Raw genomic sequence first — 24,880 nt, forward strand, 5'->3', positions numbered from 1 at the left:
TTGACAGAGAGCTCTGTGTGACGGAGGTGATGATGTCGGAGTCCTGGAGATTCGACCGCAAGCACCTGGGCCGGCGCGTCAGACGTCCGAGGACGGCCCGTCCATTCTGATCAGGCCGTTTGTGTCCAACCGGGGCCTGTGAAGTGATTCAGGGTTTCACTCGCTCGGGTGATTTCCTTCCCATGCGGTTCGCCCTCGCCTCGCCAAAGGGCGCAGTGCTCGGAGGTCGGTCGACCGGGCAGCCCGCCCGTTTCCCGACGAGTGCGTCGGCGCGGCCACCGTGCTGCGCTGGACGGTGGCACGGCCGTGCAGATGATCGGTCACCGGATCGACCTGCTGGTCCCGCTTCGGCGCCCAACTTCTCCTTGACCACTCCTTGCGCACACCCTCACACCCGAGAAGGACCGCGTCCAGGCCTTCATATAGATCCCGGAGCGACTGCGGTGCCTCGCTACCGGGTCTTCGACGACGTGCTCACGCTGCAGCCTATCTGTACTGGCTGCACGGCCATGTGCAAACGCAGCTGCACTACGTTGCCTACCGGCGAATCAAGAACCTGGCCACAGTGCGCGTCCAGCCGCGCAAGCACCAGCTGGTAGTCAACCTGCTACTGGACCCGGACACGGTCGAGCTGGAGGACGGCTTCACCCGCGATCTGCGCGGGACGGGCTGCTTGGGCGTACGGGACGGTGTCGAGCTGCGACTGGGTTCCTTCGACGACCTGCACAGAGCCGCCGATATTCTGCAGCGCAGCGTCGCGGCAGCCTGAGCTGCACAACGTACAAGGGCGGTGCCTTCCCCTGAAGGAGGGCACCGCCCTTTTCGCGTACCAGATTCTGTGCTGGGTCTCGCGCTCATGCTTCGGGCCCGGCGAGGTCGTAGTCGTCCTGGGCGAGAGCCTGGTCCAGACGCTGTTCGGCGATGTCGGCGTAGTGGTCGTCCAGTTCGATGCCGATGAACTGCCGGCCTTCACGCAGGGCGGCGACGCCGGTGGAGCCGGAGCCGGCGAAAGGGTCCAGGACCGTGCCGCCCTGGGGGCAGATCTTCACCAGTTCCTGCATCACCTCGATGGGCTTCTGGGTGATGTGCACACGGCCCTTGCGGGGCTGGCTGGCGGTGTAGAGGCCGGGGAGGTAGACGGGGTTGCGGTGAGGGTCGACCCTGCCCTTGGTGCCCCAGACGATGTACTCGCACGACTGCTTCAGGCGGCCGGGCTGCGGGCGGGAGACCGGCTTGTGCCAGGAGGCGATACCTCGCCAGGTCCAGCCCGCGGCCTGCAGTGCATCAGTGGTGGTGGGCAGCTGCCGCCAGTCGGTGAAGACCAGGGCGGTGCCGGACTCCACGGTGGCCCGGTAGGACTCGGTCAGCAGCAGGGTGAGCCAGTAGCCATAGCTGCGCTGGTCGCGGTTCTCTCCGGAGAAGTTGGCCAGGTTGTGCTCGGCGCCCGCAGCGGTGTACTTCACCCGCGCGGTGCGCCCGGTGCGCTCACTGCTGGTCCGGCCGCCGGAGTTGTAGGGCGGGTCGGCGATGAGGGCGTCGACACTGTTATCGGGCAGTTCCGACAACTTGGTCAGCGCGTCGCCTCGGTGCAGGGTGTAGGGCATTCCAGCTGTCTCTCTCTCGGGAACAAGCGCACGTTCCTCATTCCGCTAAGGAGTACGTGCGCTGGGGACTCTCAACCCGTGAGTTCGGCGGGGTGAGTGCGGATGATCGCTGGAGAGTAGTCCGGTAATTCCGGCCGCACCAAGCCAGGAAGAGGCGGCCGAGGACAACTGGTTGGGCTCGTTTGGTGCGGCCGTAATCCGTCTCTACAGTCTCGGCGTGTTCATCAGACAGAGCGCCGGTTCTGCCTGACTGCACGGTGTGGATGCGTGGTGTCCCGTCCAATCCGGGGCGCAGTCAGCGCGTCGTTGACGTCGGCGGAAAGGAAGAAAGGAATTCCTGTATGTGGCGCGTGAGATTACCAGCGCGGCTTGCTACCGCGCTTCACTGAGCGGTCCGGTGGCCGGGTAATGGCAGGCCCGGCCGCTGGCTCCGCCGCGCCTTCCGGGATTGTCAGTCTCGCCCAGGGTGCGGGTGGCCTTTCCGACGAGAGCGCCCGTGCTCACACCTACGTATAAGGAGCTGCGCTGCTGATGCGGCCTCCCCTGATATGCCCGGCTCCACGGCCAGGCATCCGGATCGTTGCCCACCTTGGTCCGCACTCGTGAACAAGACCGTGCTGGTCATCGGCGTGGTGGTGGCCGCGCCGATGCTGCTGATCGCCCCCATGGCAATGGCCATGACCGGTGCGCACAGGGCCGAGGCCGCCTGTAAAAGACGGCGCGGGCGACGGCGTTGATACGGCGGCGATCGCGAAGCAGGTCCGTGCGATCCTGAAGGGCGGCAAGTCCGGTTCGGTCCACGTCACCGGGCTCGGTGCCCCCAAGGAGCAGATCCCGAATGCGCAGAAGATTCAGGCCACCGGCGTTGCGCTGAAGGTGCCGGCCCGGGGGCAGGCGGTCGCGCTGGCCACGGCCCTGCAGGAGTCGGGTCTGCAGAACCTGAACTATGGCGACCGGGACTCGCTCGGCTTGTTCCAGCAACGGCCCAGCCAGGGCTGGGGGACCTCAGCGCAGGTGCGGGATCCGGTGCACGCATCGACGGAGTTCTACGAGCACCTGAAGAAGGTCCCAGGCTGGCAGTCGATGACCGTTGCCCAGGCCGCTCAGGCGGTGCAGGCCAGCGCCCTGCCTGACGCGTACGCGAAGTGGGAGCCGCTGGCCACCGAACTGCAGAAGGCACTGGCCCACTCCCTCCATCCCGACGGCCCCGAAACGGAAACCGCGAAGGGCGACAAGCCCCTCGCCCCCGGCGCCGGAGACTGCGGAAGCGAGGCCGGTGCGTCGTTCGGTGTGATCCCGAGGGGGAAGGTGCCGAAGGGCTACAAGATCCCTGCCAACGCGCCGAAGCCGGTGCGTCGTGCGATCAGGTGGGGCCTGAGGCAGCTGGGCACGCGGTATCAGTGGGGCGGGTCGTGTGCGCACGCGCACGACAAGGACCCCATGGGACGGTGCGACTGCTCCAGTCTCATGCAGGCGTCGTACAAGGTAGGCGGCATCACGCTCTCCCGGACAACGTATACGCAGGTCACGGAGGGCAAGTCGGTCAGCCCGGACCGGTTGGAGGCCGGGGATCTGCTCTTCACCGAGGGCTCGGCCGCCCGGCCGGAGCACGTCGGGATGTACATCGGGCACGGTCTGATCCTGCAGGCCCCGCACACCGGCGACGTCGTGAAGATCTCCCGCCTCGCCGAGTGGCGCCCCTCGCTCCTCGCTGCCCGCCGCGTCGCCTGAACCACATCGCTCTTCCTCCGTTCCACCACATACGGGCACTTCTGTGCCCGATTCACACGGGAGTTCCTTTGCAGCTCGCGCAGCATTTCCAGTACCTGGCCTACGACCCAGGAGTCCGCCCTAAGGAGGGCGGCCTCCCGGGCCTCGGCGTGCTGAAGGACGTCATGGGCTCGATCAACCTCTTCGGCATCATCGCCGTAGTCGGCGCTCTGGCGGTCTCGGCGCTGATCTGGGCCTGGGGCCACCACTCCGGCGGTCACCAGGCCGAGCAGAACGGCAAGAAGGGCGTCACGGTGGCAGCCGGATGTGCCCTGCTGCTCGGCGCCGCCAACGGCATCGTGGCCTTCTTCTCAGCGATGGGGACGCAGGTTCACTGATGCCGAAGCAACGTTTTCCCAAGGGCTCGGAGGGGCCAGTCGCTTCCTCCTCGTCGGTGGTGCGGCGGACGGTGATGGTCGGCATCGTCCTCGTGGTGCTGGCGGGCACCACTGGCCTGGTCGGCTACCTCACCCGTCCCAAAGCCCCGAAGCCGCCGCCCACCTCCGACTCGCAAACCGCTCCCCCAGCACCTCACGACACGTCGCATCCCGGTAGCCGGGGCACCGTGGCAACGCCCCCGCACACCGACGACCCGGTCACCTTCGCCAAGGCAGCAACCAGGGCGCTGTGGACGTACGACACCCGGCACATCTCCCGCCCCGAGCACCTGTCCGGGCTCGAAGCGTGGATGACGGACGAGAAGCAGTACCGCGACTGGAAGTCGGTGAGCGGGCAGGTGCCCGGCACGAAGCTGTGGCTGCGGTTGCAGGATAACGCCCAGCACGCCTCTGCCTCGGTCGAGGAGGGCCATCTGCCGGAGGCGTTCAAGACCGCCCTGGCCCAGGATCCGGGTGCGATCACGCAGGCGTACGTCTACGCGGTCACCGTCATCGGCAAGCAGTCCATCGCCTGGAAGCACGGCGGCTCCGGCGCCGAACCTCGCCAGGTCACGCTCGCCGTCCAGTGCCGCCCCGACCACGACTGCGCCCTGTCCGGCGTGCTGCCGGAGGTCGCCCCGTGACCGCCGCAACCATAACGAGGACGGAGGTGCGCGGTGGGTGCCTGTGACCTCCCCCTGATGAACCACGTGTGCGGGGCCGTCGGTGGCGTGGTCGGTAAGACCGGCGAGGCCATCACCGGCGGTATTGGCGCCTGGATCGCCAAGTCGATGGGCGAGGTCGCCCAGTCCGCCGCCGACCTAGCCTCCAAGGCCGTGGACAAGACCACCGCCGTCGACCTGAACGCCGAGTGGTTCCGCCACAACTACGAGCTGATCCTGCCGATCGGCTTGGTGCTCACCGTCGGTACGTTCTGCCTCCAGCTCACTCGCGCCGCCTGGCGCCGTGACGAACGCGCACTGGCGCATGCGGCGTTCGGGACGATGACCGGTGTCTTCTTCGCCTTCGCCGCGATCGCCTGCACCACCGTCGCCCTCACCGTCACCGACGCCCTGAGCGCGGGCCTCTTCAAGGCGGCCAACAGCTCCGTCGACGATGCAGTCCGCCGCCTGGTCAAGGTGAACGAGTTGGGGGCGATGTACGGCCTGGGCTGGGGCGTGCCCGCGATCGTCGCACTCGGCTGCGCGATCGGGGCCTTCCTGTACTGGGCCGTCATGGTCGCCCGCAAGGTCGGCATCCTGGTCCTCGTCACGCTCGCCGTCTTCGCGGGTGCCGGCGGCGGCTGGGAGGTCGCCAAGCGCTGGCGGCGCGGCTGGATCGAAGCCACCGCCACGCTGGTCGTCTCCAAACTGCTGATGACCATCGTCTTCCTGCTCGGCGTCTCTGCCATGGGCAAGCCCGACTCCCACGGCGGGCTCGGCGCGCTCTCGGACGCCATGGCAGGCATCGTCGTGATGGTCCTGGTGCTGCTGTGCCCGTATGCGACGTACAAGTTCGTGCACTGGGCCTCCGACGGCGGCGGCCACGATGATCTGCACCGCACCGGCGTCGCCGGCATGGGCACAGCGGCCGGTGCCGCCAAGACCGCGGGTCAGCTGGCGCTGCAGGCCAAGACCGGCGGCATCACCCCTCAGGGCCCGGCGAAGGTGCCCGGCCAGGGCGCGGGCGGCGTGGCCTCGGGCATCGACCCGACCGGCGGCAGCTCCGGCGATGGTGGGAAGTCGAGGCAGACGCGCTTCCGGTACGGCGAGAACCCCCACGCCGCGGGTGACAAGGGCCGCGCGCTCGTCCGTCGTCCCCCGACCGGCGGCGACCGGGGCGTGCCACTCATCCGCCGCCCGGGCCAGGCGTCCGCAGGCGGTACGGATGCGGCGCCCATATCCGCCGGACCAACGCCCGAAGGCGCCGCAGACGGTGCGTCCGGCGCACCGCAGGGCTTCTCCCCGCGGCCCAGCAGTCCGCCTCCGGCGAGCGGGCCGTCGCCGCAGGGCGGTGCGACGCCACAGCGGTGGATCTACCCGGGCCCACCGCACAAGCCGGGGTCGTAACCGGCCTCTCCGGGGCGGGCACCGACCCCACGGTGTCCGCCCCGGGCCTTTCTCTTCTTTCGCTTCTCTTCTAGGACGGCTTCGCCATGACCTCCGACTCTTCCGCGCCAGGTGGCCTGGCCACCGTGAAGTTCCCCCACCGCACTCGCCGCGGCGTCCTGATGGGGCTGACAGCACCGCAGCTGCTCGGTGTCGCGGTGACCGGCCTGCTGCTCCTGGCGGTGCTGCTGACCATCGGCGTCGTTGGCGCCTTGAAGCTGATACCGGCGTGGGCCGGGCTGCTGGCGGCAGTCTTCGTCCGGCACCGGGGCCGCTCGCTGGCCGACTGGACCCCCATCGCCCTGCGCTACGCGCTGCGCCGGATGCGCGGGCAGCTGTTGTGGCTGGCCCGGCCCGCCACTCGGCCGCGCCGCGAAGGACTGCTGCACCTGCCGGGCACGGCCGCCTCGCTGCGGGTGGTCTCCTCCGCCCATCGGCGTCTGGGGGCCGTGCACGACCCGCACCAGGCCACGCTCACCGCAGTAGTGCGAGTTTCGGCTCGCGCGTTCGCGTTGCTCGATCCGGCGGCGCAGTCGGCGAACGTGGCCGGCTGGGGCCGGACCCTGGCCGCGCTCGCCCGCACCGGGCACATCGCCCGCATCCAGGTCCTGGAGCGCACCGTCCCGGACTCCGGTGACGCGCTCCACCGTTACTGGACCGAGCACGGTGACGCCGACGCTCCGCTGGCCGGGGACGTCTACCGGGATCTGATCGAGGCCGCTGGGCCGGCCGCCGCGCCGCACGAGGCGTACGTTGCGCTGGCGCTGGACATGAAGGCGGCCCGGCGTCTGATCAACCAGGCTGGCGGCGGCCTGACCGGCGCCTTCGCCGTGCTCGCACAGCTGACCTCCACCTTCGACCAGTCCGCTCGCAACACAGGGCTCGCTCCGGGGCCGTGGCTGGCGGCCGACGAGGTCGCTGCGGTGATCCGCAGCGCCTACGATCCGGCCGCCTCGGCCGCGCTGGATCAGTGGTCGGACACCGGCGCCCCGCAGGCGGCCCCCGCGGCTGCCGGGCCGGTGGTGATGGTGGAAAAGAGCGACCGCATCACCACCGACTCCGCCCACCACGCCACCTACTGGATCGAGAACTGGCCCCGCATCGAAACCAGCCCCGGCTTCCTGCACCAGCTGCTGTTCACCTCCGGCGTACGCCGCACCCTCTCCCTCAGCTACGAGCCCAAGGGCCTGGATGCCGCGCTCAAGGACGTCCAGCGCAAGAAGGCCTCCGTCATCGCCGATGCCGCCGAACGCGCCCGCAAGGGACAGGTCGACTCCGAGGAGGACTCGGTGGAGTACGCCGACATCAAGGACCGCGAACGCCAGCTGATCGCCGGCCACGCCGACGTCGCCCTCACCGGACTGCTCACCGTCTCCGCCGAGTCGGACGAGGAGCTGAACTCCGCGTGCGCGGCCATCGAGACCGCCGCCGTGGCGGCCATGACCGACCTGCGCCGCCTGACCTGGCAGCAGGCCGAAGCCTTCACCACCGCGGCCCTCCCCCTCGCCCGCCGCCCCTGAACCACCCTAGCGAGAGTTCCCCCATGCCTTCCGCCCCGCTGCCCGAACCAGTCGAGAACTTCGTGCCGTTCGCGACCGCCGCGCTCGACTTCCACCGCTCCCTCAACCTGCCCGCCGCCCAGGCACCCGCCAGCCGTGCCGACCTGGACGCGCTGCATGCCCACCTCACCGCCCTCTACCGGCTGCTCGGCTCCCACACCGCCCGCACCCGGCCGGTCGCCCTCATCGAGGGAGACCGCCTGCGGGCCACCCGGATCCGGCTGTGGCAGGCCGCCGACCATCTCCACGACGCCTTCCACGCAGCCCCACCCGCCACCGACGGCCGGCTTCCGAGCCGGGAGGCGTGCCGCGCCCGGCTCCCGGAGGGCGCCCCCGACCTCACCATCTGCCAGCGCCACCTCTCCACCAGCGCGCGGGTACGCCGCGACCACACACCCACCGACCTCCACGACCCCGTCACCGGCCTCACCCGCCACTGACCCGCCGCCCGCCCGAGAGGAAGACCGCCGAGCATGCCCACCACCAGGACCCGCGCCACCGCCAGCCCGCTCTACACACCCCGCAAGGCCGACCGCCGCGCACGCCGGACGGCGCGCGAGCAGTTCACAACCGCCCGCAAACAGGCCCGGCACGCCTCCCGGCCACCGAACCGAACCTCCGCCCCCGGGACTGATCCACAGCTGCGGGCCAGCTACGCGCCAGCCGGGCGGCCCGGCCCTGCCTCCGCCCGCGGCGGCCACCTCAAGCTCCCGCCACACCGGATGACCACCGCCACCGCCTCCGGCGCCTACCCCTTCCTCGCCGAGGGCGGGCTCGGCTCCCAGGGCATCTACGTCGGCCACGACGTCCACGCCGAGGGCGCCTTCGCCTACGACCCCTTCACCCTCTACGGCAAGCTCGACGGCTTCACCAACCCCAACATCCTGCTCGCCGGCGTCATCGGCATGGGCAAGTCCGCCCTGGCCAAGTCCCTCGCCGTCCGGGCCGTCGCCTTCGGGTACAAGATCTACGTCCCCTGCGACCCCAAGGGTGAGTGGTCCGTCGTCGCGAGCGAACTGGGCGGGCAGACCATCGCCCTCGGCCCCGGCCTGCCCGGTCGCCTCAATCCACTGGATGCTCCCACCCGACCGCGAGGGGTGAGCGAGGAGGACTGGCGCACCGAGGTTCGCAAGCGCCGTCTGCTCCTGCTGGGCTCACTGGCCAAGACGGTGCTGCGCCGGGAGTTGCATCCCATGGAGCACACCGCTCTCGACGTCGCCCTCGATCATGTCGTCGCCCGCGCCGAAGCCAGCGGCGCCACGCCACTGCTCGGGCAAGTGGCCCACGTCCTCGGCTCCCCCGAGCAGCTCGACGCCGCCCGCGATGAGACGCCTGGGCGTCTCGGCCGCGCGGCGGAGGACCTTGCTCACGCCCTGCGCCGTCTGGTCCACGGCGACCTGGAGGGCCTCTTCGATGCCCCGTCCACGGTCGCCTTCGACCCGGCCGCGCCGATGCTGTCGATCGATCTGTCCCGCCTGGGCGGCAGCGGCGATGACACCGCCCTCGTCCTGGCCATGACCTGCGCCTCCGCCTGGATGGAAGCCGCCCTGGCCGACCCCGACGCCGGGCGACGATGGGTCATCTACGACGAAGCCTGGCGCGTCATGCGCCACGCCGCCCTGCTGGAGCGCATGCAGTCCCAGTGGAAGCTCAGCCGCGGCCTGGGCATCGCCAACATGATGGTCATCCACCGCCTCTCCGACCTCCTCGCGGCAGGCGACGCCGGCTCTCGCGGCCGAGCTCTGGCCGAGGGCCTGCTCACGGACTGCTCCACCCGCATCATCTACCGTCAGGAAGCCGACCAACTCCACTCCGCCGCCGCCTTGCTCGGGCTCACCGGTGTCGAGACGCAGGCGGTGTCTGCCCTGACAAAGGGCCGTGGGTTGTGGAAGGTCGCCGGCCGTTCCTTCGTCACGCAACATCTGCTTCATCCACGGGAGCGCGAGCTGTTCGATACGGATGCTCGAATGTGTGCCTGACCAGCGGTCACGCCGACCGGCGACACGGGAGGGCGGGCCCTGCGGTCGCACTAACACCGGATCGCCGACACCACCAAGCCCCACTTCGCCGCGCACCCTCGTTCTTCGCACGCCCCTCTGATCCATCGAGGTAGCCGTGGCGGACGCCCGCCACATCACGATCGGCGACCCGGCCCCTGCCGTGGTCGCTTGCCCGCCCTGTTCACCGTTTGAAGGAAGCTCTTGTGCCTGGCCCCGATGAGTCCGCGCAGCCCAAGGTGGCGTTCGGTGTCATCCCCGACCTGGGGGTGGCTGCCGCCCTGTCCGAGGACCATTCCTGGGCCGCTGAAGTACTGCGTCAGTACGGCTTCGCCCACGACTCCCGGCGGGACATCTACCTGCTGCCACCCGGCACCGCACACCACACCGCTGTCCACGCAGTGGCCGCTACCGCTCGGAAGCTCCAGAGGGCGGGGCTGTCGGTGGCAGCGGACCCCCGGGTCGTTGCCACCGGTCCTCCGCCGAAGCCATCCGCCCCGGTCACACCGCCACGCCAGTCGCTGGCCGATCTGTCCGCCGCGCTTTCCTCGCTGGAGAGGCCCTCGGATGTCGCCCACTGGTTGCGCTCCCCCGTTGACGGTCAGGGCGGCGTCATTCCGCAGCTACGCCACTTCCTCGGCTCGGCAGCCGCCTGGTGCGATCGGCTCGACCACACCGACGGCCCCGAACTGGCACGTCACCTGCGCAGCCTCGCTGAACACGTTGAGGTTCTCGGCGACCGGCTCGCTCATGTATCGCACTATCTGGACGGCCTGCCCCCGGTCACGCAGGGAGACGGGCAGGTGCTTGCCCGGCGTGCCGGCGCCGCGACGGCCTCCTCTCCGCACCGCCCGGCCGCAGCGGCGAAGACGCCGCCAGAGGCCACCCAGCCTCCGCCGCCCGTACCCCGTACCCGGCGCACTCGCTGACCGCCCCGCTCAACTCCCCGTTCTCTGGAAGGAAGCTTGTTGTGCCCGTGAAGAAGATCTGGATCGTTGACCACGCCTGCGGCCACCGCCAGGAGGTCGATCTGTCCGCCCGCCCGGCTGATCAGCGCGCCGGCTACGCCCGTTGGCTCGCCGCCCGGGACTGCACCGACTGCTGGCGCGCCTCCCGCGAAGCGGACTGCGAGTCGCAGGCGGAGTGGCTGGCCAAGAAGCGTGCCAAGGAGGTGGCCGAGGCGGAGGCGTGGGCCGAGCGGTACCGGATGCCGCCGCTGGAGGGCAGCGAGCGCGCCGTCGGCTGGGCCACCCGCTGCCGCCACCGGCTGGTGACCGCCGCCTACACCGCCCTGGTCAGGGACGGCGTCATGGACTCATCCGCGTGGCAGGGCGTCGAAGGCGCCGTACGGGCGGTCACCCGGGCGGGATGGTGGATCGACAACAGGGAGGCCAACCCCGTGGACCTGCCAGAGCTGCTGGATGCCGCCGTAAGCGACCGGCTGCCGGAGCATCCGTATTCCTGAGAGACGTCCCGCGCTCGTCGACAGTCCTTTCCCCGGGCCTCGGCCGCTGGCCCTGCTGTCCCCCCTCCACCGCAACCGATCATTCCTGCCCGGAGAGCCTTCATGTCCCGTCTCACTCGCTTCAAGAACCACCTTCTCGCCTTCGTCCACGAGGTGTTCGCTGACGACGCCGACATCTACCGCCAGCCACGCAGCAGCGCAGTCCTCGCCGACTGCTACCACGAAGGTGCCGAGACGATCCTCCTCGACTGCGGCTTCGAAAGGCCCCACGGGTGGCAGAAGTTCCACCTGCCGCAGCACTTCACCGAGGCAGAGAAGAAAACCCGTGCCACTCAAGCCGCGTTCCGGCTGCTGTCGGCTCGCTATGACGTGAACATCGACAATTCGCTCCTGTGCCCCGCTACACAGGAGGCCCACTTGGACGGCCGCTGCCAAGACGCCCGTCGCACGCCTTCGGCACGATGACCTCGAACAACCCGCGCGCCCATCCGTTCCCCCGCCAGGAGCTGCCGTGATCACCAACAGAGCCCGCCGCCTCCCCCGCGCGCACCGTTCCGCACTTCTTGGGATTGCACATTGCCTTCCACGCCATCTCGTACCAGGACGCCCTCGACCACCACCGGTACGGACGTCCTGCTCTACCTCCTGCTCGCCCTCGCCGCCCTCGGTATCGGCGGCGGCTCCCTTGCCTGGCTGTTCGGCAACCTCGCCAACGCCGCCTCCGGTTCCGGACCGTGGGGACCGTTTGAACCCACACAGGCGCTGTTCCATCCCGACCAGCTCTGGCCCCGCCTGCCCCACGCCGGCCTGCTGGTCAGCTGTTACGGCATCCCGGCCCTGCTGATGGCCACGGCCGTGTTCGTCTCGGCGAAGCTGTGGCTGCGCTTCCGTGCGAACCCACGCGGCCTAGCCGGTCCGCGCGACCTGGGCGACCTGCTGCCGAAGAAGGCCGCCGCGAAGGCCATCAGCCTGCGCGCCGGCCTCGCCGCCACCAAGCCGAAGGACGTCGCCCCCGACGACCGCGGCGTGCTGCTGGGCACCCTCCAGCCCGGCGCAGCGGAGGTCCGTTCCTCCTGGGAGGACGTGCTCCTGGCCATCATGGCGCCCCGCTCGGGCAAGACCTCTTCCCTGGCCATCCCCGCGATCCTGCGCGCGCCGGGCCCGGTGCTGCTCACCTCCAACAAGGCCGCGAACGATGCCTTCACCGCGACGGTCGACGCACGCGCTCGCGTGGGCACGGTGTGGACGCTGGATCCCCAGCAGATCGCGCACGCCGAGCAGACGATGTGGTGGGACATCCTCGCCGACGCCCACGACCTGGCCGGAGCGCGACGGCTGGCCCAGCACTTCGTCACCGCCAGCGTGAACGAATCCAGCGCCGGAGACTTCTGGTCCACCGCCGCCGCCAACACCCTCACCGCCCTCTTCCTCGCCGCCGCCCGCGGCGGCCGCCCCGTCACCGACGTGACCGCCTGGCTGGCCTCCCCGGCCGACCGCACGCCCATCGACCTGCTCACCGATGCCGGCCTGGACGCCGTCGCCGCCCAGCTGCAGGGCACCGTCGCTGGGGCCGTGGAGACCCGGGATGGCATCTTCGAGACCGCGCGGCAGTACGCCAGCTGCCTGCTCGACCCGCGGATCGCCGCCTGGGTCACCCCGCCGCACCCCGGCTCCAAGCTGCAGGAGTTCCGGCCAGAGGCGTTCTCCACCAGCCGGGACACCCTCTTCTTGCTGTCGAAGGACGGTGGCGGCTCCGCCTCGGCGATCATCGCCGCCGCTGCCGATGCGGTGATGCGCGCGGCCGTCGTCCAGGCCGAGCGCGCGGGCGGGCGCCTGGACCCGCCGATGCTGGCGATCCTGGATGAGGCGGCGAACGTCTGCCGCATCCAGGACCTCCCCGACCTGTACTCCCACCTCGGCAGCCGGGGCGTCATCCCGATCACGATCCTGCAGTCCTACCGGCAGGGCCAGCGGGTGTGGGGCGAGACCGGCATGGACGCCCTCTGGTCGGCTGCGACGATCAAGCTGATCGGCTCCGGCATCGACGACGCGGACTTCGCCGACAAGCTCTCCCGCCTGGCCGGCGACCACGAGGTTCAGACCGTGTCCGTGTCTACCAGCGAGTCCGGCAAGTCCTCCTCCCTCTCCATGCGGCAGGAACGCGTCCTGCCGGCCGATGCGATCCGCGCGCTGCCCAAGGGCTCCGCGCTGCTGCTGGCCACCGGCATTCGCCCCGCGCTGCTCGACCTCAAGCCCTGGTACCGCGAACCGGACGCCGACCGGCTCGGCGCCGCATCGAAGAAGGCCACGGCCGCCATCACCGAACGCGCCCTGGCCAAGGACCGGCCCGACCGCGACCTGTATGGACCCGCCGCATGATGCTGCACGCCTCGCACCGCACCCCGGCAAGACGGCCCACCAGCCCTGTATCTATCCGCTGGCTTCCGTCTCCCATCGAGGTGTTCCATGTCCTCCTTCGACTCCCCGTCCCCGTACGTCTGCAACCGGCTTGCCGATACCGCCGCCGTGTACCGGGGAGGTCGCTGGTGGCTCGATGCCCGCAGCGGCGCCGTCCCCGCAGACGCTGAACTCACGCAGGCGCTCCACCGCCACGCCGCTGACCTGGCCGCAGCCAACCGGGCCGTGGCCGTCATGGAGCAGGCGTGACCGTGATGACGCCGCTGTTCCAGGCCGAGCAGGCCGTCCTGGGCGCAGTGCTGCTGGAGCCGAGCCAGCTCGGCCGCCTGTCCGACTGGCTGCGGCCGGAGCACTTCTACCGCCCCGCGCACGCCGCCCTGTATGCCGCCATGCTCGACCTGCGCGCCGAAGCACACCCGGCAACCACAGCGCCGCCGGACGCCCCGGTCCCGCTGACGTGGGTCAACGACACGCTCGCACGGGCCAGTACCCACACGCGCGGGATCACCGCCTCCTTCATGCACTCCCTGGTCTCGGCCTGCCCACGTCCGGCACACGCACCGATCTACGGGCGGATGGTGCTGGAAGGCGCCATCCAGCGCAGCGTCACCGAGCACGCCGTCCGCCTGCACCAGGCCGCCCGCACCGATGCTGAGCGTGGCATGGGCGTCGCCGAGACGCTGCGCCATGCCCAGGTCCTGGCCGACGTCCTCGATGACCTCGGCCGCCGCTGGGGCAGCGAATCCCGCGCCGCTCGCCCGGCAACGCCACCTACGGCCCCCGCCGCTCCTGCCCGGGTGGACGAGCGGGTTCTGGCTGATGAGGAGAGCATCCTGGGCACGCTGTCCGCCTACCCACAGCAGCTGGGCGACGTGGTGGGCTGGCTGCGCCCGGAGGACTTCACCGACCCAGGCCACGGGCAGATCTACCGCGCCCTGGGGGCGCTGCATCACCGGGGCGAGCCGGTGGACCAGCTCACCGTGCTGTGGGAATGCCAACGCCGCGGCGCCCTCGCCGACGGCACCCTGGAGGCCGACCGCGTCCGCCACCTGTGCGGCACCGCCGCCGGGGGTTCGGCCGGCTACTTCGGCGCCCACATCCTCGATGCCTCCCTGCTGCGCACCGCTGCCGCCTCCGCACAGCACATCCGCGGCCTGGCCGGCAATGAGGCGCTGGCGCCGGGCCAGCTCATCAGCCAGGCCCGCACCGCCCTCGCCCCACTCGATCAGGCGCGCCAACGTTGGGCTGCCGCCGATGCCGGCCCCGGCACTGCCCCAGCCCAGACGGAGACGCCCACCGCGCCGCCTCCAGCGCGTGCCGCCGCTGCCCGCGCCCGCAGCAGCACACCGCAATCCGGCAACGTTGTGCCTCACACCCCAGCAGCGACCGCACCGGCACCCTCCCCCTCCGCAAAGCCCGAGACCGCACGTGCACGGTGATCCAGCAGTGCCCGGCTCCCGGTGGCCGATCGGCAGTTTGTGCTCGGGCTACGGCGGCCTGGACCTGGGCGTCCAGGCCGCCCTGGGTGGCTCTCTCGCTTGGCATGCCGAGACCGACCCTGGCGCCGCCCGCGTTTTGGCCCGCCACTGGCCCGGCGTGCCCAATCTCGGTGACATCATCTCTATCCGGTGGGCCGACGTGCCGCGGGTGTGCGTCTTGACCGCGAGGTTCCCCTGTCAAAGACGTCTCGGTCGCCGGCCGCCGTGCCGGCCTGCGGGAAGGAAATCGTTCCGGGCTGTGGCACCACGTGGTGCGTGCCATCGAGGCCCTTGATCCCTGCCTGGTGGTGATCGAAAACGTACGAGGACTCCTCACCTCCCCCGCCGCTGCCCCTGGCGAGGTGGAATCCTGCCCGTGGTGTCTGGGAGACGGCGCAGGCCGGCCTGTTGTGCGGGCATTGGGTGCCGTACTCGGCTCCCTGGCCGACCTCGGGCGTGATGCACGCTGGTGCGTGCTACGCGCCAGCGACATCGGAGCCCCACACCGGCGTGAACGCCTCTTCCTCACAGCCTGGCGACACTGGGCCGTTGCTGAAGACGCCGACCAGCAACCTCGCAACGAACGGCGGCAGCCAGCACCCATCGAAACGCAAGGAAGGCGGGCACGGCCCGAACCTGGCCGACGAAGTCGAGTGGCTGCTGCCCACCCAGGTGGCGTCCGACGGGCCCATGGGATCGCCGCGCCAACGCCACCACAACGGCTCCCTTTTCCCTCCCCTCGGCAGCGGACCAACGGCACCAGCGCTCCACAGCCGGGCCCGTGGACCTGGAACAGCCGATGGCGACGCTCTTCGACGCCTCGCTGCTGACCGAGGATCCACCGGAGCCTGGGGACGATACGCAGGCGCCATCGCCCGATGGGAGAAGATCTTCCGCCCGGCACCACCGCCGACCGATGCAGCAGGCCGTCTCTCACCCCGGTTCGTGGAGTGGATGCAGGGCCTTGAGGACGGCTGGGTAACCGCCACCCCAGGGCTCGGACGACCGGCACAACTCGCAGCGCTGGGCAACGGCGTCCTCCCGCACCAAGCCGCCCAAGCCCTGCGTCTCCTGGCCCCACCCATACCAGCCTGCCACCACCGCGTGCACGGCTGAGACGCCCTTCTACACCCTGCTTCCCGGCCGGGCCAAACCGCGTTTTCTGCGGATCCTCGACGCCCCAACCACCCGAGTCAGAAAGGGGCATCGATGTCGGGGACCGCCGAGAACGACAGCCCGGTACGGATACCGGACCACAACCTGGACGACCTGGTCGCCACCGTCAGCGCGCTGGTGGCAAAGAGCCAGCGGCAGGCCGAGACACTCGCCCGTCTCACCGATGAACAGCTCGCCCCGGAGGACGAGCCGACAGCAGGGCCCGACCGGGAAATCCCCTCAACATCAGTGAAGGAGGACGGCTCCCAGGGGCCGTCCTCCTCGTTCATCCTTACGCTCGAAGGCCGCGCCTACGTCAAGGAGCTGGCGGCGCTGGCGACCTGGGTGGACGACCTGCTGCTGCCGGCCTACGGGCGCGAGATCGCCGCCAGCCGCCCCTGGTGCCAGCAGTGGCGCGTCCACCCCGAAGCCGTCGCGCGGCTGCATGCGCTGTGGCTGGCCTGGCAGCAGTACACCGACGACGAGGCCGGCCTCGCCGGGCCCTCCACCTGGCATCGCGACCACCTCGACCCGGCCCTCCTCCAGCTCCGGGCGCCGGACGGGCCGTTCGGTGCCTGCACTACCAGCGCCACGCGGCCGAACCACCGCCTGCTGCCCGGCCCCGAGACGGCTGCGGACGGGGGCTGATATGGCCGCGCCCGACTACCGCCTCGACGGCTTCCAACCCGCCTCCGGCCGCGTCGAAGACGACTTCCACTGGGTCACCATCAACGACGACACCTACGCGGGACTGGCCGCGCACCACACCGCCGACGGGCGGCACAGCTTCCTGCTGTTCTACGACGGCTCCGCCATCTGGGATGTCCCCGGCACCGCCGAATACCTCGGCGTGCACATCGAGCGCGACCTGAACGCGCACACGTTCACCTTCGAGAGCATTCGGCGGCCCACTGTCCCCCTCGCCCAGCACTGGCTCATCCACCGGGGCTGCCCTGCCGGGGCGATCGAGCCGGGCGGCTCGGTGGGCCCGCGCCCGGCCGACGCGCTCACCGCCCGCCTGGAGGACCAGCTGCGCCATCACCCCGAGGGCCGGTACACGCTGCTGGATCACTACACCGACAACCCTGGCAACTTCGACGAGGGCATTCAGGTCAGCTCCCTGCTCTACGACCACCACCCCGATGCGGCCGACAGGCCCTATCGGGTCTTCCTCGAAGAGACCGTGTCCTCTTTCGCCACCTACACCGTGCGCGAAGGCGCCTTCCCCACCGCCGAAGCCGCCAACGCCTGGATGCGCACCCGCGACACCCCGCTGCCGCTCACCCGCGAGCCGCAGGCTGGCCTCGGGCGCCGGGCGGCAGCCGCCCGCGCCCGGTCCACCACGCCCGCACCACCTGGCCCCAGCCCGACTACGCCGCTCGGTGGCGCTGCCCCGGCGACCGCCCCCAGCACGATCCGTACCAGGGGTGGCCGCCGATGAGCGCCCGGTACGCCTTCGCCGCCCACCCCGATGCGCTTGCCGACCTCCGCGACGCACCGGAGAACATCCGCGACCTGGCGCTGCTGGAGCTGCAGCACCTGGTGCACGGCAACGAACGCGGCGCCGCCCTAAAGCGCGAGCTCACTGGTTCTCTAGACACCTGAAGTTGTCTCACCTGGGTGATAATTCGGCTCTCGCCGCAGCGGGCGGGACGTGACGGCCCGCCCACGTCCGCAGGGCCAGCCCCTGGCTCATGAGCCGGCCGATGGCGGTGCCCGCATCGATCGCACCCTGGAAAAGCTTCGAGACGCACGGGCACTGCTCGATGACATGATTCACACCGCGCAGACCAGCCGGGATGCGCGGGCACGTCAGGACTGCGGTTTATCTTCCTCCTGGCCGTGGGCGAGCGACAGGACCACGCCGCCTACCGCGCGGCAGCCTGGCGGCTTCAACGCGAGCGCCAGCACACGCAGTCCGACCCGCACGCCCGCCGAGCCCGCGCCGCCTGGTCCCGCACCACCCGCGTCGGCACCGCCCACGGCCAAACGGTCCCCCAGGCAGCCGAGGCCACGGCGCCGTCCCAGCAACGTCCCCGCCGCCAGCGCTGACAGCGCAACGGTGTACGCGAGAGAGACCTGCCTGATGCCCACCGAGTACAACATCGAGCACTGGAGCGAGTACCGCATCACGCCCCGCTATCTCGCCGGCTCCGGTTACGCGGGCGACCCCGGCTTCGAGCCGGTCGCCCACTGGCCGCACCACACCTTCGACGACGACTTCTGCCAGCTCCTCGTCCCCCGACCACCGCATCAAGATCGGCTGGTTCGGCGACGACTACGACTTGTGGAAGATCACCGCAGCGCAGGACGCCGTCTCACCGCCCCGCTGGCAGGCCACCTTCGACCACACCTTCCCACCCGAGAGCGTCGCCGGCCTCACCGCAGCCCTCGCCAGCACCTGGGCCCCAGAGGGCGACCGCTTCCTCGAACCGACGTCGGTGTACTGGGCCGGCCGCCCCACGATGGCCGCCTCGGCATCGTCACCGCTCCCGTCAAACTGGCGCTGCTCATCCGCGTACGTGCCTCCCCATGCATCCTCAGTCGCCCCGGGCTCGCCCAGGGCAACCGAATCATTCCCGCACGAGGGGCCACCAGCGCTTTCCCCACGCCGGGTTCGCCTGAGGCAGACACACACCCTGCTGAACGGACTGGAATGACGCTCCCAGTCCAAGTCAACGTACGGAGGTCTCGAAAAACCCACGTCTACGGAGGGGCACTCGTGCCGTTCAACGGCCCGCATCGCTGCGCACCCACCACGGCGTCCAACAACGCCACGCACAGTCGGCTGGGCCCAGGCAGGCCGCGTTGCCTGGGGTTCTCCGCTGAACCGGCTGTCCACTCCGTGATCGTCTCCTCCAGGAGGTCCCCGTGCCGAACACCCTCACCGTCGGGCAGCTCATTCGCCAGCTCCAAACGACCGATCCTGAACTTCCCGTGTACCTCGGGGTCAACCCGGACTGGCCCTACGCCCATCACATCGCCCGTGTCGTGGCCCTCACCGAGGCCGAGAGGGGCGCGGTCTACCTCGCCGAGGACGGCCAGGCAGGCGTCCTCCCGCCCGCAGTCCGTACGGAACTGACCTGGGCCTAGTGCTGCGCTCCTCAAAGGACGTAGATATGGCGACGCCTTCGGGGCGGGTGGGACGTTCTGCCTCAGATCCAGGGCGGTGGACTGGTTGATGTCATTGTGATGGACGAATAACCGGCCGACGCCGGTGTTGGGGAAGATGCGCTACCAACCTTTCTGCAGGTTGAGTCAGCAAAGGTGCCGGGTGTGGCGCGCGGGCGCCCTCCGGCATGTGCAGCGTGATCCGTCGCCCGAGAGCACGGGGCGGGGAGCATCACCCGGGCCGGCCGGGCACCGTGGCGGGGTGGGGCGGATCGGGCACGCTCAGGGCGTAGGCGATGCCGGCGGCGGGGGCGGTGGCGTAGCCGGAGCGGAAGGCGGTCCGGTAGGCGTCGTCCCCGATGAGGCGGCGGGCCTGTGCCTCGCACGCCGAGCGAGCGGCGACGAGCTCGGGTGAGCCCATCTGGGGAGTGCCGATGGTGTGCCAGATCCGCTCGGCGATGCCCAGGAGCCGGGCGGCCCGTTCGGCGCATCCGGAGGCGACGGCCGTGGAGGCGAGCAGATCGATGGTCATGGCGATGCCGAGGCTGTCATGAAAGGGGCGCTTGCCGTCGAGGGCGGCGCGGGCATGGGCCGCGGCTTCCTCGGTCCGTCCCAGTCCCAGCGCGGCCAAGGCGCGCGTGTAATCGCCCCAGGCGCGGGCCCAGGTCTCCTCGCGCCGGACGCACTGCGTGCACACGTCCTCGGCGACGGCCAACGCGTCGGCGAACTGCCCGAGGTGGACATGGACGAAGGCCCGGGTGGCCCGCGCCACGAACCACGCCATGTCATAACGCCCGCGGCGCGGCGGAGCGTGCGGTACCGCGTCGAGCGCCTCGGCCGCCTGCGTCTGGTGGCCGCTGATGGTGAGACTGGCGCCCTCCAGATAGGCGGCGGCGACCTGCGCGGTCCCGTCACTCTCCCCGGCCACGGTCTCCCGGAAGAGGCCGGCGAGGCGCAGACTGGCCTCCGCATCGCCTTGGGCGATGGCGGCGAGGCCGCAGGCCCACAAGGTCTTGGCGCGGGCCGGTCCAGGCGCCGGGCCCAGGTCGAGGGCCTGATCCAGATAGTGACGCCCCTCCCGCACGAAGCCGCAGGCGGACCAGAAGAACCACAGCGCCCCGCCCAGCTCCAGCGCGCTGTGCCCGTCCTCTTCGGCGAGGCAGAAGTCCAGCGCGGTCCGCAGGTTGGCATGGTCGGCGACCGTCCGGTCGTACCAGGCGACCTGCTCGGGCCCGACCCAGGCGGCATCGGCGGCGTGGGCCAGGGCCAGGTAGTGGTCCCGGTGGCGGCGGCGCACCGCCCGCTCCTCGCCCAGGCCGCGCAGCCAGAACGCGCCGAACTCGCGGAGGGTGTCCAGCATCCGGTACCGCTCCCCGGCCCCGGTGGGCGTCCACTCCAGGATCGAGTCCTGCACCAGGGCGGCCAGGAGGCGGGGAACGTCCTGGGCGGACAGGTGCTCGTCGGCCAGCACCCGGCAAGCGGAGTCGGTGTCGAAGGTCCCGGCGAACACCGACAGCCGCGCCCAGGCCAGGCGCTCGGCCGGGGTGCACTGCTGGTGGCTCCAGCCGATCGCGGTGCGCAGCGCCTGGTGCCAGGGAGGGTACGCGTCATGCACCGCTTGCTCGGTCTCTCCCAGGACGGCGTAGCGGTCATCCAGCCGCCGGTTCAGCTCGGCCGGCGGCATCTCGCGCAGCCGGGCGGCGGCCAGCTCGATCGCCAGCGGCAGTCCCTCCAGCCGGCGGCACAGCGCCACCAGCTCGCTCCGGTTGGCCGGGGTGACCGTGAAGCCGGGCACTGCCGCGGCTGCTCGCTCGGCCAGCAACTGCACCGCGTCGTTGTCCTCCGCCGCCGCGTCGTCCGCCTCCGGGACCGGCAGCGGGTCCAGGGTGATCGTGTCCTCGGCGGGCAGGCCCAGCGGGCGGCGGCTGGTGACCAGGATGCGCAGCCGGGGCGCCACGGTCAGCAGCGTGGCGGCCGCCTCCCGGCAGTCGGCCACCAGGTGTTCGCAGGTGTCCCACACCAGCAGCGCCTCCCGGCAGGCCAGATACTCGGCCACCACCTCCAGCATGGGCCGGGTGGTCTGGTCGGTCAGCGGCAGTGCCTCGGCGATGGCGTACGGCAGCCCCGGGCCCTGGCTCACCGGCGACAGCTCCACCCACCACGCCCCGTCCGCGAAGTGCGGCTGCACCTCGGCGGCGGCGTGCTGTGCCAGCCGGGTCTTGCCCACTCCTCCGACCCCGGTCACCGTCACCAGCCGCGAGCGCCGCAACAGCCGCGCCACCTGCGCCAGCTCCGGCCGCCGCCCGATCAGACGACCCCGCTGCACCGGCAGGTTCCCCACCCGCCGCTCCTCCGCCACCTCGACCGTCCCCTTTCCGGACCCCGGCACGTCATTCGGCCGCAGGGGTCCAGGTGCTACCAGAAACCAGGGTTTCGCCGCGGCACTTCGGCCACTGTGGCCACGGCCCGCCACCGGGGTGTGGGAGAGTGCCTGGTTGCCCGGCCTCCCCTCAGGGCAGGGGAAGCTCCCCCGCCCGTGAGGGAAGGGCAGTGAGGGACGGGTGCGGGGGAACCGGTTCGTGCGAGGGGGTGCCGTGTCCGCGAACCGTGCGCGACCGCTGTCGGCGCTGATGGCCGAGATGCCTCTCCTGCTGTCCGTCCACAACCGCCCCGCGGGCGGCGCCGGACCGGGCGGTGATGTGCACGACGTCGTTCTCGCTCCGGCCGGCCCCCGGCTCCTCGTCGCCGACGTCAAGGGACACGGTCCTGCCGCCGCCCCACTGGCCGACGCCGTCCTGGCCGCCTTCCGGGACACCGCAGCCACCGAGGAGGACCCCGTCCGCCTCGCCCGCACCCTGGACACCCGCATACGCCCCGGCCTGGGCGAGGAGGACTTCGTCACCCTGCTGGTGGCCGACTTCGTTCCCAACGAGGTCCGCCTGGTCAACTGCGGTCATCCGCCGCCCCTGCGCATCGACCACCGCCTCACCCCACTCGCCCCGCCCCAGCCGTCTCCGCCCCTGGGGCTCGGCCCCGACCCCCGGATGCAGCGCGCCGGACTCCTCCCCGACCAGCGTCTGCTGTTCCACACCGACGGCCTCACCGAGGCCCGCAGCCCCGACGGCACCCACTTCCCCCTCGACCGGCGCGTCTTCTCCGCCCTGTGCGCCCCGGACCTCGACGAAGCCCTGGACCAGCTCCTGGACATGCTGCACCGGCACACCGGGCGCACCGTCCCGGGCGACGACCTCACCGTGATCCTGGTCCAGCCCGCTCCCGCCGCCCGGACCGCCACTCCCGACGGCGGCCGCCGGCCCCGGCCCCAGTCCTCGACCCCGTGATCAAGGGCTGCGATCCCCGCACATGACGGATCTCTCCGTAAAGTGCTCAGTGCGGCCGTACCGCGTTCGCCGCGGACACCAGGATGGCCCCCGCGAACTCCTCGACGACACCGTTCAAGCGATCGCCGGACTGGCCTCACTCCAGCAAGCAGCAGTCCGGCCACCGTCCACTGTCCTCGGATGAACGCCACGCGCATCCTTGCCACCGGCGCCGCGGAGCCAACCATGCACGAGGTCGTAGGGGTTTGACGGATTTGTGTTGCTGCGCCTTAGCCGAACGCTCCTGTGGCGAAGTCATCGGGGAGGTAGGTACCGGCCAGGGTGCCGTCGTGTCCGGTGTGGCGGGCGGCGGCTTTGAGGCTGGGGTACTTCCGGTCGGGAGCCTCGATCATGGCGTCGAAGTCGGCGCGGGTGAGTTCGGGTTCGTGCCACTGGTGTGCGCAGCGGCAGCGGAGGAAGACGCGGCCGGGGACGTCGCAGATGACCATCCAATCGCGGCGGGCGGCACAGGCCGGGCACATCACGGTGATGCCGGTGATGGTGATGGGGTCGGAGTGCGTGGTGAAGCGGATGCGGGGGTGGTCCGGTTCGCTCTCGTGCTGCAGTCGCAGCAGCGGGTCATCGCCGGTTGGGGTTTTGGGCGCAGTGGTTCTGGGCTGCTGGTCGTTGGTGATCACGTGCATGGTCTCCTTGTGCTCCTTCAGTCAGCCGTAACAGGTGTGCCGGTGGCGTCCAGGGCTTAGGCCTGGCGGTTCAGCGTCGAGGCCGGCGCTCGGGTCGGGCAGGAGCCCGCGGTGGTGCGGCGGTGGCGGTGGGCACCGATGCAGTTCGAGGCTGCTGCTTCGTGGTCTTGCTGGTGGTACGGGTACGAGGTTGTTGGGCAGGCAGGTTGCCGAGGCGGCGCATTCGCCAGACGAGCACGTCGGTGACGCTCTCGGCCGTGTGCAGTTCGCGGTGGGCGACCGCGCGATGCAGGAGTGCCGTTGGGTTGTGTCCGGCGCGCTGGGCTTGGTCGAGGGTGGCCAGGAGGGCGTCAAAGCCGCGTTCGGAGCGCAGGTCGTCGGCCTGGTCGGGGAGGACCGTTTCGACGGTGTCGCTGTGGCGGTGTCGGTCCGGAGTGGGGAGACGGCGGCCGTGGTCGCGCATCGCGCGCATCGGGGTGGTCGCGGCCGTCTGGTAGGCGGCGCGCAGGTGCTGGGCGGCCTGGTGGGCGGCGGCTGCTTGCTGGGCGTGCTGCCGGGCGGCGTGCCAGCGGGCGGCGGCGATGGCGGCCAGGACCAGGGTGGACAGGAGCATGGCGGTGGCGCCGCCGTCTTCGCCGCGGCCCAGGGCGGTGCCGGCGCGGACGATGCCGCGGGCGGCCGCGCGCACGGCGCGATGGTCCGCGCGTTCGGCGCGGCTGTGCCAGCGGGTGGCCCGTTCGAAGGCGCGAGCCGCCTCGATGGTCTGCTGCCGGGTCGAGGTGGGAGAGGTCTGGGCGAGGGCGTCGAGCACTTCGCCCATGCCCGACAGATGCGTACCCGCCTCGGCTTCATTCGCCTCGTCCAGGACGGAGGACACGTCGTCGACGAGGTCGGCAGCAGCGCGCCGTGCGCGTGCCGGCGCCACACGGCTGGGCTGCGGGCGCGGTTCGGCTGACCGGTCGTCGGGGGCCTCGTCCCGGGCGAAGCGGTGGCGGATCTTGGGCAGGGACAGGTCGGGGGCGAGGCGGGAGCCCGCGAACCAGATGGGTTCGCCGTGGCGGTTACGGTCGCCGGGCAGGGCCACCTTGTACCCAAGAACGTCACCGGAAGGCGCAAGACGTTGATCGATGCGTACCCCAGCCTCGGTGAGGCGGCGGAAGAACTCGGTTTCGTCCGCGGCGCCAGCCACGGCCTGGCGGACGTGGTCGCGCAGCAGCTCCCGGGAGGTGGCGGTGCGGCCGGTGCGTTCGGCCTTGGCACGCTCGGCGCTGGTGGGACGCTTCGCCGCGGTGCGGTCCCCGGGATTGAGCTGCTTCAGACCGAAGTCGATTTCGATGGCGCGGCATTCGGCCTGGACACGTTCGCGTTCGAACTGGCGGCGTGGAGAGCGTCCGTCATGGCGCTTGAGCGTGGCGACGATGTGGATGTGGTCCTCGGCGTGGCGTACGGCGATCCAGCGGCAGGCTTGGTCGTCGCCCTCTTCGGCGATGCCGGTCGCGTGCATGATCCGGCGCGCGACCTCAGCCCACTCGGTATCGGACAGGTACCGGTCGCCGGGGGCGGCGCGGACCGGGCAGTGCCACACGTGCCGCTTCGGGCGGCGGTGCTCGGGCACCGCCTGCACGGGAAGGTCGAGCCGTTCCTGCAGCTGCTTGAGCGTCGCCGCCGGATCGCGGCCGGGGTCGGGGGCCAGCTCCGGCTGCCAGGAAGCGACCAGATGCGGATCCATGTGTTCTTCGCGGCGACCGGGACCGTAGAGGTAGGCGAGCAGGCCGTAGGTACGGCCGCCGAGCGAGATGTCGGGGACCACGAGG

The 24,880-nt window shown here is 71.0% G+C and carries 26 protein-coding genes and 1 pseudogene; 23 read left to right on the plus strand and 4 right to left on the minus strand.

Translation table 11 applies throughout. The features are described from left to right. The first annotated feature begins 565 nt into the window (after positions 1 to 565). On the plus strand, positions 566 to 769 hold the full coding sequence (locus AAC944_RS04750; RefSeq protein ID WP_030611673.1) for a hypothetical protein: 204 nt from the start codon (positions 566 to 568) through the stop codon (positions 767 to 769). A gap of 85 nt (positions 770 to 854) precedes the next feature. On the opposite strand, the gene AAC944_RS04755 is transcribed toward AAC944_RS04750, so the two are convergent. After that, a complete protein-coding gene (locus AAC944_RS04755) occupies positions 855 to 1,604 on the minus strand; it encodes a DNA-methyltransferase (protein ID WP_030611670.1) in 750 nt (249 codons plus the stop codon). Between the two features lie 647 nt (positions 1,605 to 2,251). Between AAC944_RS04755 and AAC944_RS04760 the strand changes: the two are divergent. The 21 genes and pseudogenes from AAC944_RS04760 (at position 2,252) to AAC944_RS04860 (ending at position 19,024) form a co-directional block, all read left to right on the plus strand. Further along, a pseudogene (locus AAC944_RS04760) lies at positions 2,252 to 3,335 on the plus strand (C40 family peptidase). A 68-nt stretch (positions 3,336 to 3,403) separates the two neighbouring features. After that, positions 3,404 to 3,712, plus strand: a complete 309-nt coding sequence (locus AAC944_RS04765) for a DUF6112 family protein (RefSeq protein WP_030611667.1) — start codon at positions 3,404 to 3,406, stop codon at positions 3,710 to 3,712. After that, on the plus strand, positions 3,712 to 4,395 hold the full coding sequence (locus AAC944_RS04770) for a hypothetical protein (RefSeq protein ID WP_030611664.1): 684 nt from the start codon (positions 3,712 to 3,714) through the stop codon (positions 4,393 to 4,395). The genes AAC944_RS04765 and AAC944_RS04770 overlap by 1 nt, the downstream gene beginning before the upstream one ends. Positions 4,396 to 4,428: 33 nt before the next feature. After that, a complete protein-coding gene (locus AAC944_RS04775; protein WP_037771724.1) occupies positions 4,429 to 5,820 on the plus strand; it encodes an SCO6881 family protein in 1,392 nt (463 codons plus the stop codon). 86 nt (positions 5,821 to 5,906) lie between these two features. After that, the gene (locus tag AAC944_RS04780; RefSeq protein ID WP_030611659.1) at positions 5,907 to 7,379 is read left to right on the plus strand and encodes an SCO6880 family protein; all 1,473 of its coding nucleotides are present in this window, start codon (positions 5,907 to 5,909) and stop codon (positions 7,377 to 7,379) included. A gap of 23 nt (positions 7,380 to 7,402) precedes the next feature. Further along, complete coding sequence (locus AAC944_RS04785; protein WP_030611656.1) at positions 7,403 to 7,858, plus strand: DUF6238 family protein; 456 nt, start codon at positions 7,403 to 7,405, stop codon at positions 7,856 to 7,858. 33 nt (positions 7,859 to 7,891) lie between these two features. Beyond that, positions 7,892 to 9,397 carry an ATP-binding protein gene (locus AAC944_RS04790; protein ID WP_030611653.1) on the plus strand — a complete coding sequence of 502 codons (1,506 nt, stop codon included), beginning with the start codon at positions 7,892 to 7,894 and terminating at the stop codon, positions 9,395 to 9,397. A gap of 224 nt (positions 9,398 to 9,621) precedes the next feature. Then, positions 9,622 to 10,344: a hypothetical protein gene (locus AAC944_RS04795; protein WP_051871564.1), complete on the plus strand. Its 723-nt coding sequence runs from the start codon at positions 9,622 to 9,624 to the stop codon at positions 10,342 to 10,344. A 41-nt stretch (positions 10,345 to 10,385) separates the two neighbouring features. Then, complete coding sequence (locus AAC944_RS04800; RefSeq protein ID WP_030611648.1) at positions 10,386 to 10,880, plus strand: hypothetical protein; 495 nt, start codon at positions 10,386 to 10,388, stop codon at positions 10,878 to 10,880. Positions 10,881 to 10,982: 102 nt separating this feature from the next. Continuing rightward, the gene (locus AAC944_RS04805; protein WP_030611645.1) at positions 10,983 to 11,345 is read left to right on the plus strand and encodes a hypothetical protein; all 363 of its coding nucleotides are present in this window, start codon (positions 10,983 to 10,985) and stop codon (positions 11,343 to 11,345) included. Between the two features lie 111 nt (positions 11,346 to 11,456). Beyond that, complete coding sequence (locus tag AAC944_RS04810) at positions 11,457 to 13,259, plus strand: type IV secretory system conjugative DNA transfer family protein (RefSeq protein ID WP_030611643.1); 1,803 nt, start codon at positions 11,457 to 11,459, stop codon at positions 13,257 to 13,259. Positions 13,260 to 13,346: 87 nt separating this feature from the next. Beyond that, a complete protein-coding gene (locus tag AAC944_RS04815) occupies positions 13,347 to 13,547 on the plus strand; it encodes a hypothetical protein (protein WP_030611640.1) in 201 nt (66 codons plus the stop codon). A gap of 5 nt (positions 13,548 to 13,552) precedes the next feature. Beyond that, the gene (locus AAC944_RS04820; protein ID WP_030611636.1) at positions 13,553 to 14,737 is read left to right on the plus strand and encodes a DnaB-like helicase N-terminal domain-containing protein; all 1,185 of its coding nucleotides are present in this window, start codon (positions 13,553 to 13,555) and stop codon (positions 14,735 to 14,737) included. 7 nt (positions 14,738 to 14,744) lie between these two features. Continuing rightward, positions 14,745 to 15,071, plus strand: a complete 327-nt coding sequence (locus AAC944_RS04825) for a DNA cytosine methyltransferase (RefSeq protein ID WP_368396868.1) — start codon at positions 14,745 to 14,747, stop codon at positions 15,069 to 15,071. Continuing rightward, positions 15,010 to 15,606, plus strand: coding sequence for a DNA cytosine methyltransferase (locus AAC944_RS04830; RefSeq protein ID WP_368397238.1), 597 nt, complete (start codon positions 15,010 to 15,012; stop codon positions 15,604 to 15,606). Before AAC944_RS04825 ends, AAC944_RS04830 begins: the two co-directional genes overlap by 62 nt. A 379-nt stretch (positions 15,607 to 15,985) precedes the next feature. Beyond that, positions 15,986 to 16,579 (plus strand): DUF4913 domain-containing protein, encoded by a 594-nt coding sequence (locus tag AAC944_RS04835; protein WP_030611629.1) that lies wholly within the window; start codon positions 15,986 to 15,988, stop codon positions 16,577 to 16,579. Between the two features lies 1 nt (position 16,580). Further along, positions 16,581 to 17,372, plus strand: coding sequence for a hypothetical protein (locus AAC944_RS04840; RefSeq protein ID WP_030611626.1), 792 nt, complete (start codon positions 16,581 to 16,583; stop codon positions 17,370 to 17,372). Then, the gene (locus AAC944_RS04845) at positions 17,369 to 17,536 is read left to right on the plus strand and encodes a hypothetical protein (protein ID WP_196942898.1); all 168 of its coding nucleotides are present in this window, start codon (positions 17,369 to 17,371) and stop codon (positions 17,534 to 17,536) included. Before AAC944_RS04840 ends, AAC944_RS04845 begins: the two co-directional genes overlap by 4 nt. Before the next feature lie 237 nt (positions 17,537 to 17,773). Next, a complete protein-coding gene (locus AAC944_RS04850) occupies positions 17,774 to 17,983 on the plus strand; it encodes a hypothetical protein (RefSeq protein ID WP_196942880.1) in 210 nt (69 codons plus the stop codon). 233 nt (positions 17,984 to 18,216) lie between these two features. Further along, positions 18,217 to 18,591: an SPDY domain-containing protein gene (locus tag AAC944_RS04855; RefSeq protein WP_368396871.1), complete on the plus strand. Its 375-nt coding sequence runs from the start codon at positions 18,217 to 18,219 to the stop codon at positions 18,589 to 18,591. Positions 18,592 to 18,802: 211 nt separating this feature from the next. Beyond that, positions 18,803 to 19,024, plus strand: a complete 222-nt coding sequence (locus AAC944_RS04860; RefSeq protein ID WP_030611620.1) for a hypothetical protein — start codon at positions 18,803 to 18,805, stop codon at positions 19,022 to 19,024. 250 nt (positions 19,025 to 19,274) lie between these two features. Here the strand turns inward: AAC944_RS04860 and AAC944_RS04865 are convergent, their stop codons facing one another. After that, positions 19,275 to 21,383, minus strand: coding sequence for an ATP-binding protein (locus AAC944_RS04865; protein ID WP_051871562.1), 2,109 nt, complete (start codon positions 21,381 to 21,383; stop codon positions 19,275 to 19,277). Positions 21,384 to 21,636: 253 nt separating this feature from the next. On the opposite strand from AAC944_RS04865, the gene AAC944_RS04870 reads away from it, so the two are divergent. Continuing rightward, on the plus strand, positions 21,637 to 22,383 hold the full coding sequence (locus tag AAC944_RS04870) for a PP2C family protein-serine/threonine phosphatase (RefSeq protein ID WP_051871561.1): 747 nt from the start codon (positions 21,637 to 21,639) through the stop codon (positions 22,381 to 22,383). A 269-nt stretch (positions 22,384 to 22,652) separates the two neighbouring features. Here AAC944_RS04870 and AAC944_RS04875 read toward each other — a convergent pair whose 3' ends face one another. Both AAC944_RS04875 and AAC944_RS04880 read right to left on the minus strand, forming a co-directional pair. Beyond that, on the minus strand, positions 22,653 to 23,066 hold the full coding sequence (locus AAC944_RS04875; protein WP_030611612.1) for a hypothetical protein: 414 nt from the start codon (positions 23,064 to 23,066) through the stop codon (positions 22,653 to 22,655). 70 nt (positions 23,067 to 23,136) lie between these two features. Continuing rightward, positions 23,137 to 24,876 (minus strand): mobilization protein, encoded by a 1,740-nt coding sequence (locus AAC944_RS04880; RefSeq protein WP_030611609.1) that lies wholly within the window; start codon positions 24,874 to 24,876, stop codon positions 23,137 to 23,139. Positions 24,877 to 24,880: the final 4 nt, after the last annotated feature.

The sequence above is a fragment of the Streptomyces sclerotialus genome (genome assembly GCF_040907265.1).
Classification (GTDB): domain Bacteria; phylum Actinomycetota; class Actinomycetes; order Streptomycetales; family Streptomycetaceae; genus Streptomyces; species Streptomyces sclerotialus.